Here is an 8,827-nt window from a genome sequence, read left to right as displayed (position 1 = left end):
GACAGATGGTGGCCCGTACCGCGACTGCGCAGGAGCGGGCGCAGCTGTGGCCCACGATCGTCAAGGTCTATCGCGGCTACGCGGGCTACCAGCGCAACACCGACCGCGAGATCCCGCTGCTGATCCTGGAGGGCTGAGGGTTTCCTACGCCGTGGTTGTCAGGTGGCTGCGCAGGTCGCGCTTGAGGAGCTTGCCAACCGGATTGCGGGGCAGCAGCGCCACGATCTCAAGGCTCTCGGGCAGCTTGTACGTCGCGATACGACGGTCGCGGAGGAAGTTGGTCAACTCCTCGAGAGTCAGCTCGGCGTCCGGATTCAGGGCGGCGACGACGTGTACCCGTTCGCCCATCATCTCGGAGGGGCGCCCGACCACGGCGACCTCGGCGATCGACGGGTGGTCACTGATCAGCGCCTCGATCTCGGCGGGTGCGATGTTCATCCCACCCCGAACGATGAGGTCCTTGGATCGGTCGACGTAGCGGAAGTATTCGTTGTGCTCGCCGGCGATCTCGAAGACTTCGCCGGTGCGCAGGAAGCCCTCGTCGTCGAACGGGCTGGCGAGTTGCTCGCCGTTGAGATAGCCGGCGAAGACCATCGGTCCGTCGATATGCAGTTCGCCGGGACGGCCGGGTTCGGTGATCTCCTCGCCGGTCTCCTGATCGATGAGTTTCGTCGTGATCCATCCGCTGACTCGCGAGGCCCACGTGATGCCGTCGGCCCCGTAGCGTGGGAAGTACTTGGCCCGGTTGTCGGGGTCCGGGAAGTCCTCGGGACTCGACAGCAACCCGATCCCCTCGTTCGAGCCGAAGAAATTGATGACGGCGATCCCCATGTCCTCCTGCCAGCCGCGTACGGTGACCGGCTGCAGCGGCGCTGATCCGGAGCCGACCCGGGTCAGACTCGACAGGTCGAGTTGTCCGCGGAGTTGCTCGTTGCGCAGCAGCATCAGGAGCAATGCCGGTGGTGCGACCGTGTAGGTGACCCGTTCAGTGGCGATCTGACCGAAGAAGGTCGGAGCATCGAACGGATGGTGCTGAACCAGCGTCGCGCCGGTGCGCAGCCAGGGGAGCAGTTTGCCGACGAAAGCCGCCATGTTGATCATTGGAAAGGGGTTGAGCAGGACATCGTCAGCGGTCAGTCGCGGGGCATCGACTCCGGCCCAGGCGAAAGACAACCAGTCGTAATGTGCGCGCGGGACCCCCTTGGGGGCGCTCTCGGTGCCCGAGGTCCAGCAGATGGTCATCGGATGATTCGGATCCGCCACGTACCCGTGCGCTTCGACTGCGGTGCGATCGGCATCGGTGGCCGGGGCCGACACCAGGTGGAGCACCCCGCCGACCGGCTTGGCCACCGGTGCGGCGGTCAATGTCGCCAGGGTGGTCAACCCGGGCAGTCGATCGGCAAACCCGGCGATGTCGGTGGCGGCCGGCCAGCCGGCGAAGTCGGGAACCGTCACCAGCATGCGAAAGTCGGCAGCGGTCCCCATCCCGACGATCTCGTGCTCGCGGTACTGCATTGCCAGCGGGGAGACGACGGCACCGATGCGCCAGGCAGCGAGGTAGAGCTCCACGAGTTCGACGCCGTTGGGCAGTTCCACGCCGATGACGTCGCCGGTCGTGATACCCGCCTCGAGCAGGCGGGCGGCGAGTGCGGTCACTTCGGAATCGAGCTCGCGCCAGGTCAGGCGGCGCGGCGCAGTACCGACCAGCGCCTCGTTATTGGCCGGGTCGACCAGGGCGACCGCATCGCCCCGTTCGGCGACCCGTGCGGTGAACAGTTGGTCCACCGTCTCATCGGTCCAGGCGCCCATCGCGCGGAATCGGTCGATCTTGTCGGGCGAATAGAGGCCGGCGGCAAAATCAAGCATGAGTACTACCTTCCAGAGAGCGGTGGTTGTCCAGCCGCGCGGCGGCCAGCTGATATTGCAAAGCGAGGTCGGTCACGATCTTCTCGACCGGGGTGATGGCGGTGACGGTGCCGAGTCCTTGCCCGGCGGCCCACAGATCTTTCCACCGGCGGACCGCGTCATCGCCCGCCTGATAGTTGCGGTCTCGGTGCGAGCCGTCGAGGGCATCGGGGTCCAGGCCGTTGGCCACCAGCGAAGGACGTAGCCAGGACGCCGGCGTGCCGGTGATCCCGGCGCTGACAATGAGATCGTCGATGTCACTGTCGACGACCATCTGCTTATAGTCGCCGACGGCAAGGCTTTCGGTTGCGGCCAGGAATCGGGTGCCCAGGTAAACCAGGTCGGCGCCGGCCGCGATGGCGCCGGCGATGCCAAAGCCGTCGCTGATGCCGCCGCCGATGATGAGCAGGCCGTCAAAGAATTCGCGGACCGCGGTGGTGAAGGCGAATGGGGACAGCGCGCCGGTGTGGCCGCCCGCACCGGCGGAGATGCACGCCAATCCGTCGGCGCCCGCGTCGGCGGCCTTACGGGCCATGGGTAGATCGGCGACGTCGGCGATGACTGCGCCGCCGTAGGCATGTACGGCGTCGAGTACCGGTTTGGGCGAGCCGAGCGCGGTGACCACCAGCGGGGGGCGGTAGCGCTGGACAAGTGCCAGGTCGTCGGCCAGCCGCGTATTGGTGCGGTGGGTGACCAGGTTGACCGCCCAGGGGAGCGTTTCGCCGTCGACGGTGAGTTCGTCGGTGATGGTCGCCAGCCAGCGGTCGAGTTCGTCGGCGGTTCGGCAGTTCTGGGTGGGGAAGGCGCCGATGATGCCGGCCCTCCCGGCGGCGATCACCAGTTCGGGGCCGGAGACAAGGAACATCGGGGCGGCGATGACGGGAAGTCGGAGCCGGTTGAGCAGATCGCGCATCAGTTCACCGTCACTGCGTCGGCCGCACGCTCGGCGGTGCGCCAGCGGCGCAGCTCCGAACCGGGTGCCCACGTCGAGTGGGTACCAGAGGAAACCCGTTCGGGTAGGCGAACCTGACAGATGGGGCCATCGGCGACGCGGGCCGCATCGAAGACGACCCCGTAAGAGGCGTCGTTGTTGAGGTCGGTCGTGATCGTCACCAGGTAGGCCTGCTCTTCGCTGGTGGCGCCGAGCTTCGGCGCCACACTCGTTTCACTGGCGAAGACCCCATCACCGAAGCAGTAATGCTCCTCGGCGCCGGTATGCAGGTCGTGGCGGACGAGGCCGTCGAACAGGAACCAGTTCGGCTTCCCGGTGGCCGCGTAGGCATAGCGGTAATCGGTGGTGGCGTAGTCGGCGTTCATCATGCCGAACTCGCTGATCGTGTCGGTCAGCGATTCCTCGCGAGTCGCGCCGGTCACCAGGTTGAAGCGCCACCGGTGCAGGCGCGTCTTCATCCGATTGAGCGCCAGGTAGCGGAACGGGCGTAGGGATGCGGGGATGCCGGCCTCATCGATCGGGGCGGGTTCGGGATCGTGCTGGAAGAATCCGTCGAGCACCACCTCGTCGCCGTCCTCAAAGGCATTGACGAAGTGCAGAACATAGGTGGGGTCGGCGTCGAACCAGCGGATCTGGGACGGTTCGCCGCGTCGGGGGAGGATTCCGAAGCGGGAGGGCAGGTCGTGCATCCGGGGCACATGCTGCCCGGCACGCAGGAGGTCGGCATCCCAGAACAGCGGGAAATCGTTGAAGATGACGTAGTTCTCGGTGTAGGCCATGTCGTGCGGTAGTCGCGGGCCCGGAAGTTCGACCGGGACGTAGTGCACGACGTCGTTGGCTGCGTCGACGACGCCGTAGTTCAGGTACGGCCACTGCTTGCCGTAGTTGAAGAACAGCAATTCGCCGGTCCGGTCATCGTTCTTCGGGTGTGCCGACACGCCGAGTTCGGCGGGAAAGCCGCCATTGAAGTCGGCTTTGCCGAGGGCTTGACCGGTCAGCGGATCGAGTCGATACAGGTCACCGCATTGGTAGTAGCTGGTCATGGCTTCGCCACGAAAGACGGTGACATCGGTGCTCGAGGAGTCTTTGAGGAATTGGCGGGCTCCGACGCCGTCGGTGCGCTCGGAGATGGCGGGGGATTCGGCGATTCCGGCCCACAGTGAATGGCCGGCCTGTTGCTCGGCGGCGAGCCCGTCAGTGCGGACGAAGCGGTTGCGATAGAAGGCCTTCCCGTCGCGGAAGCCGACCATGTGCACCATGCCGTCGCCGTCGAACGGGTGGTAGTGCTGGATCGGCAGGTGAAGGGGATTCTCGGTGTTGCGCAGGTAGACGCCGTCGAGATCGGCGGGAATCTGGCCCTGCACGACCTCGAGATCGTCGGCGTTCCACTCCGACTGCTGGGGGCGCCACGCACCGCTTCGATACGGGTGGTCGTCGTCGGCGGGAAGGGTGGAGATCATTCGCTCCACGATGTCCACGCTGGTCACCATGATTACTCCTTGTCCGCGGGCTGCGGGGCTAGTGGTTTGGGGTCGCCTGGGTCAGGCTCGGCTGGTCAGCCGTCGGCTGCGGCGCAGACCAGGGCGACGCAGGTGGCGGTGCTGCCGCCGAAGTTCACGGTTCCGAACGTCCGGGCGCCGTCGACCTGCATCTCGCCGGCGCGCCCCGACACCTGACTGGCTGCGTCGAGCAGCATGCGGATGCCGCTCGCGCCGACGGGGTGTCCGCCGCCGAGCAGGCCGCCGCTGGGGTTGATCGGGAGTCGGCCGCCCCGTTCGATGTCGCCGTCCTCGATCGCTCTCCACGATTGACCGGGCGCGGTGAGTCCGAGGTGGTCGATGGTGAGGTACTCGCTCATCGTGAAACAGTCGTGGATCTCTACGCCGTCGAGGTCGTCGAGGGTGACCTGGGCGCGGCCCAACGCGTCGGTGATGGTGGTGCGCAGGTGGGGTAGGAGGTAGCCGGAATCGTCGCGGGTCGCGAGTTTGCTGGCCAGCGACAGTCCGGCGGTGGCGTGGCCCCAACCGGTGACCTCCGCCCAGGGGCGTGCATCCGGGTGGGCCCGCCGATAGCGGTCGCTCACCAGCACGACGCCGGCGGCGCCGTCGGTGATCTGGCTGCAGTCCAGCCGCCGAAGCCGTCCTTCCACCAGCGGATTGTGTTCGTCGTCTGCCTCGAAGACCAGGTTGGTCCAGTCGCGGGTTTGTGCGTTGGGATTTGCCTTGGCATTGCCGAAGTTGACTTCGCCGATGCGGCGCAAGTGCGCCTCGTCGAGGCCGTATCGGTTGTCGTATTCCTGTGCGAGTTCGGCAAACATGTACGGCCACATGAACTTTGCGTTCTCGCCTTCGTGACCCGCCCAGGCCGCGGCGCCGAGGTACCGGGCCGCCTGATCGCCGGAGACTGTCTTCTCCAGTTCGACGCCGAGCACCAGGGCGATGTCGTAGTTGCCCGCTCGCAGATCGGCCATGGCCGCTAGCAGGGCGGTGCCACCGGAGGCGCAGGCGGCTTCGTGGCGGGTGGCGGGGATGCCCCACAAGTCGTCGCACACGGTGGCGGGCATTGCGCCCAGGTGGCCCTGTCCGGCGAACAGCTCACCGAAGGCGTTGCCGACGTGGATCACCTCGACGTCGGCGGCGGCGACCCCTGCGACTGCGCACGTGTTCGCAACTGCCTCGGCGGTCAAATCCGCGAAGTCGAGCCCTTCGCGCTGCAGGTTCCGTGCGAAGTCCGTCTGGTAACCGCCCAGCATCCAGGTGGAGGAGTTCATCGTGTCCAGGCCTCTTGTTGTCGGTGGGTGCGCTCGCGGATGATGTATGTCACTATAGCTAACAGAGTGACTCTGTCAACTACTGTCGCCGATTCCCGACATGACGCGCTGAGGAGCGACCCTGATGACCCGAACTACACCGCTGGCGCCGGCCGCACCGCGCGACGCGTGGATCTTCGACTACGTTCGCACGCCGCGCGGCAAGGCATCCCCAAAAGGAGGTCTGCACGAACACACTGCTACCGACCTGTTGATGCATCTGATGTCGGCGTTGAGCGGGCGCGGGCTGGACCCGGGAGTCGTTGCCGACGTCATCATCGGCTGTGCCTCCCAACTGAACGAGCAGGGTGCAAACCCCGCCCGCGTAGCGGCCCTGCGAGCCGGTTGGGGGCATCAGGTGCCGGGAATGATGGTGAACAGGTTCTGCGCCTCGGGTATCGACGCTGTCGCCACGGCCGCGGCACGGGTAAAGGCGGGCGACGCCGACCTCGTCGTCGCCGGTGGGGTCGAGACGGTTTCGCGGGTTCCCATCTTCTCCGACGGGGGCCCGCTGTGGACCGACCCGGAAACCATCACCGACGTCGGATCCATTCATATGGGGGTGGCCGCCGACCTCAATGCCACCCTGGACGGCTACGCCCGCGAGGACCTGGACGCCTACGGCGTGCGCTCGCAGCAGCGGGCCGCCCAGGCCTGGTCCGCCGGCCGTTTCGACAATGCGGTGATTCCGGTTCCGCGCGCCGGGGGCGAGGACATGGCTGCCGATGAATTGGTTCGCCCGTCGACGAATCTCGCGTCGCAGGCAGCCTTGGCCCCCGCCTTCGCCGACCTCGGTGCCGCCGGACAAGATGCCATCGCGCTGGGTGCGTTTCCCGAATTGGCCAGCATCGAGCACCTGCACACCGTGGGCACCGCACCCGCGATGGCCGACGGCGCGGCACTGCTCGTCGTCGGCACCCGCGAAGCGGGCGAACGCGCCGGCCTCACCCCCCGCGCGCGCATCGTGACATCGGTCGCGGTCGCCGGCCATCCGGTGCGAATGTTGACCGCCGGTCAGGATGCGGTTGAGCTGGCACTGGCCCGCAGTGGACTGTCGGCCGACGACGTCGCCTGTTTCGAGTTCGCCGAGGCCTTCGCCGCACTCTGCCTCCGTTTCGAGCGCGACCTGACGATCGACGCCGAGCACGGCGATGACCGGATGAATCCCAACGGCGGCACCTTGGCCATGGGCCATGCGTTCGGTGCGACCGGCACCATCATGATCGGCGGCTGTGTCGAGGAACTAGAGCGGCGCCAGGGACGCTGGGGTGTCGCCGCGGTCAGCGGCGCAGCCGGACTTGGCAGTGCCGTCGTCATCGAGCGATGAACGCCGGGAGCAGTTGCCGGCCGACGATAGGCTAACCCGCATGAAGCCACCCGTGGACGACGCGCCCAACGCGATTTCGCGGGGCCTCGGCGTCCTGGGCGATGAATGGTCGCTGCAGTTGTTGCGGGCCGCCCATCAGGGGGCGACCCGCTTCAGTCAGTTTCAGCAGCGGCTTCCGATTTCGGCTGCCAGCTTGGCCACTCGGCTTTCGCTGCTTTCCGATGAGGGGTTGTTCACCCGGCAGATCTATCAAGAACACCCGATTCGGGCCGAATACATCCTTAGCCCACGCGGGCGGGCGACATGGCCGATTCTGCTCTCGATCTGGGATTGGGAGCGAACCTGGGGGGACGAACGGACTGCGGAACTGCCGTTGATGCGGCATTCGGAGTGCGGCCACGAGTTTGCGCCCCGACTTGTCTGCGCCGGGTGTGATGAACCGGTCGAGTTGGGTCGAGTCCTTGCCGTTTGGGGACCGGCGGGTGGCTGGTCGCGGTCGCTTCCCGAGACCGGCACACGTCGGCGCTCGCGACCATCGCGGACCCCGGAGCAGTTCCCGGAGACTATGGCGGTCTTTGGGAACCGGTGGTCGTCGGTGGTCGTCGGAGCGGTATTTCAGGGTCTTCGTCACTACGCTGAGTTCGAGTCTGCGCTCACCATCCCGTCCAACGTGCTCTCCGAGCGACTGCGTGTTCTGGTGGAGCGAGGGTTCCTCGAGGTGGTCGACTCGGGGTCGGCCCGGGCGGAGTACCGCCTGACAGCGAAGGGGGCCGCCTTCTTTCCGGTGATTGCGTTGACATTGCTGTGGTCAGATCAGTGGTTCGCGGACCCCGGTGGCGCGGCGATGAGCTGGCAGCATGGCGATCACCCACTGGTGGCGCGGCTGGACTGCGATCACTGCGATACGGCGCTGACGGCGGCCGCGATCGATGTCGTACCACGGACCTGATCGACACCTGGTGAGCAACCTGTGCCGTGCCCGGGAAAGCAAAAGTCCCTTGACCTGGCTGATGCCTGATCAAGGGACTTTCTTCGTAGCGGGGACAGGATTTGAACCTGCGACCTCTGGGTTATGAGCCCAGCGAGCTACCGAGCTGCTCCACCCCGCGTCGGTAAACAGAACATTACCGGGGAGTCATGCGTGGGTGCAAATCGGTTCCCGGTGAGGGCAGTCACAATCGCCCCGGCGACCGGTTCCGCTGGTTCCCGACAATCGACCTGTGGGGAACTGGAGATTTCCCGAACCTGTGGATCTGTTGAGGACTATGTGCGTCCCCCGAATTTTGCAGGCATGGTGGACAGTGCACTCAATGGAGAGGACCATTCATGACCGACAAACCGGACGAATCCCCGGCCGAGGCCGGCACGCCGCCGCCCCCGCCCGCGTCACCCCCGCCGCCCGCATTGCCCACCGATCCAATCGCCGCGCCGCAGACGACGCCCCTCGCCGGTCACCAGCCTCCCCCGGTGGCCGCCGCGCCTAAGGGCAACTGGTGGCGCGAGCACCTGTGGACGACGGTGATCGGTGTTTCCTTGCTGACCGGCATCGTGGGTTTGGGTATCGGGTTCGCGATCGGCTTCTTCTGCACGTCCGGGTCCGACTCCGACGACTACGGGCCGGGCTATCACCACGGCAAGCGGTGGGATGACCGCGGCTCGCACCACCGCTGGAATGACGACCGATACGACGATTGGCGCGGACCCAGCGGCCGAGGCGGCGACTCGGGTCGTGGTGACTGGGACGATCGCGGGCCCCGCCGCGGCGACGAGATGCCGCCGTGGATGCGGGCACCCCGCCAGACGACGCCGGCGCCCGGTATGCCGACGCCCGGTA

The 8,827-nt window shown here is 66.6% G+C and carries 7 protein-coding genes, 1 tRNA gene and 1 pseudogene; 4 read left to right on the top strand and 5 right to left on the bottom strand.

Features of this window, described 5'->3' with window-relative positions; all coding sequences use genetic code 11:
* Positions 1-137: nitroreductase/quinone reductase family protein (locus tag B4M62_RS02280; RefSeq protein ID WP_290704570.1), on the top strand; the 137-nt coding region annotated here is incomplete at its 5' end.
* Positions 138-144: 7 nt separating this feature from the next.
* On the opposite strand, the gene B4M62_RS02275 is transcribed toward B4M62_RS02280, so the two are convergent.
* The 4 genes from B4M62_RS02275 to B4M62_RS02260 all read right to left on the bottom strand — a co-directional run bounded on the left by B4M62_RS02275 (position 145) and on the right by B4M62_RS02260 (position 5,627).
* Positions 145-1,866, bottom strand: coding sequence for a class I adenylate-forming enzyme family protein (locus tag B4M62_RS02275; protein WP_290704567.1), 1,722 nt, complete (start codon positions 1,864-1,866; stop codon positions 145-147).
* Positions 1,859-2,818: an NAD(P)H-dependent flavin oxidoreductase gene (locus tag B4M62_RS02270; RefSeq protein WP_290704564.1), complete on the bottom strand. Its 960-nt coding sequence runs from the start codon at positions 2,816-2,818 to the stop codon at positions 1,859-1,861. The genes B4M62_RS02275 and B4M62_RS02270 overlap by 8 nt, the downstream gene beginning before the upstream one ends.
* Positions 2,818-4,347 (bottom strand): carotenoid oxygenase family protein, encoded by a 1,530-nt coding sequence (locus B4M62_RS02265; RefSeq protein ID WP_290704561.1) that lies wholly within the window; start codon positions 4,345-4,347, stop codon positions 2,818-2,820. Before B4M62_RS02265 ends, B4M62_RS02270 begins: the two co-directional genes overlap by 1 nt.
* Before the next feature lie 65 nt (positions 4,348-4,412).
* Positions 4,413-5,627 (bottom strand): acetyl-CoA acetyltransferase, encoded by a 1,215-nt coding sequence (locus B4M62_RS02260; RefSeq protein ID WP_290704558.1) that lies wholly within the window; start codon positions 5,625-5,627, stop codon positions 4,413-4,415.
* Between the two features lie 124 nt (positions 5,628-5,751).
* Between B4M62_RS02260 and B4M62_RS02255 the strand changes: the two genes are divergently transcribed.
* The gene (locus tag B4M62_RS02255) at positions 5,752-6,993 is read left to right on the top strand and encodes an acetyl-CoA C-acyltransferase (protein ID WP_290704555.1); all 1,242 of its coding nucleotides are present in this window, start codon (positions 5,752-5,754) and stop codon (positions 6,991-6,993) included.
* Between the two features lie 40 nt (positions 6,994-7,033).
* On the top strand, positions 7,034-7,942 hold the full coding sequence (locus B4M62_RS02250) for a winged helix-turn-helix transcriptional regulator (protein WP_290704553.1): 909 nt from the start codon (positions 7,034-7,036) through the stop codon (positions 7,940-7,942).
* 86 nt (positions 7,943-8,028) lie between these two features.
* On the opposite strand, the gene B4M62_RS02245 is transcribed toward B4M62_RS02250, so the two are convergent.
* Positions 8,029-8,102, bottom strand: a tRNA-Met gene (locus B4M62_RS02245).
* A 217-nt stretch (positions 8,103-8,319) separates the two neighbouring features.
* Between B4M62_RS02245 and B4M62_RS02240 the strand changes: the two are divergent.
* Positions 8,320-8,827: pseudogene (locus B4M62_RS02240) on the top strand (hypothetical protein); the annotation flags it as partial.

It is taken from the genome of Gordonia sp. UBA5067, assembly GCF_002414845.1.
GTDB lineage: Bacteria > Actinomycetota > Actinomycetes > Mycobacteriales > Mycobacteriaceae > Gordonia > Gordonia defluvii.
This window is presented reverse-complemented; position numbering and strand designations above follow the sequence as displayed.

What these genes read in the sequence shown, in the direction of transcription:
- B4M62_RS02275 (WP_290704567.1), bottom strand. Translation starts at nt 1,866, where the DNA reads ATGCTTGATTTTGCCGCCGGCCTCTATTCGCCCGACAAGATCGACCGA.
- B4M62_RS02270 (WP_290704564.1), bottom strand. Translation starts at nt 2,818, where the DNA reads ATGCGCGATCTGCTCAACCGGCTCCGACTTCCCGTCATCGCCGCCCCG.
- B4M62_RS02265 (WP_290704561.1), bottom strand. Translation starts at nt 4,347, where the DNA reads ATGGTGACCAGCGTGGACATCGTGGAGCGAATGATCTCCACCCTTCCC.
- B4M62_RS02260 (WP_290704558.1), bottom strand. Translation starts at nt 5,627, where the DNA reads ATGAACTCCTCCACCTGGATGCTGGGCGGTTACCAGACGGACTTCGCA.
- B4M62_RS02255 (WP_290704555.1), top strand. Translation starts at nt 5,752, where the DNA reads ATGACCCGAACTACACCGCTGGCGCCGGCCGCACCGCGCGACGCGTGG.
- B4M62_RS02250 (WP_290704553.1), top strand. Translation starts at nt 7,034, where the DNA reads ATGAAGCCACCCGTGGACGACGCGCCCAACGCGATTTCGCGGGGCCTC.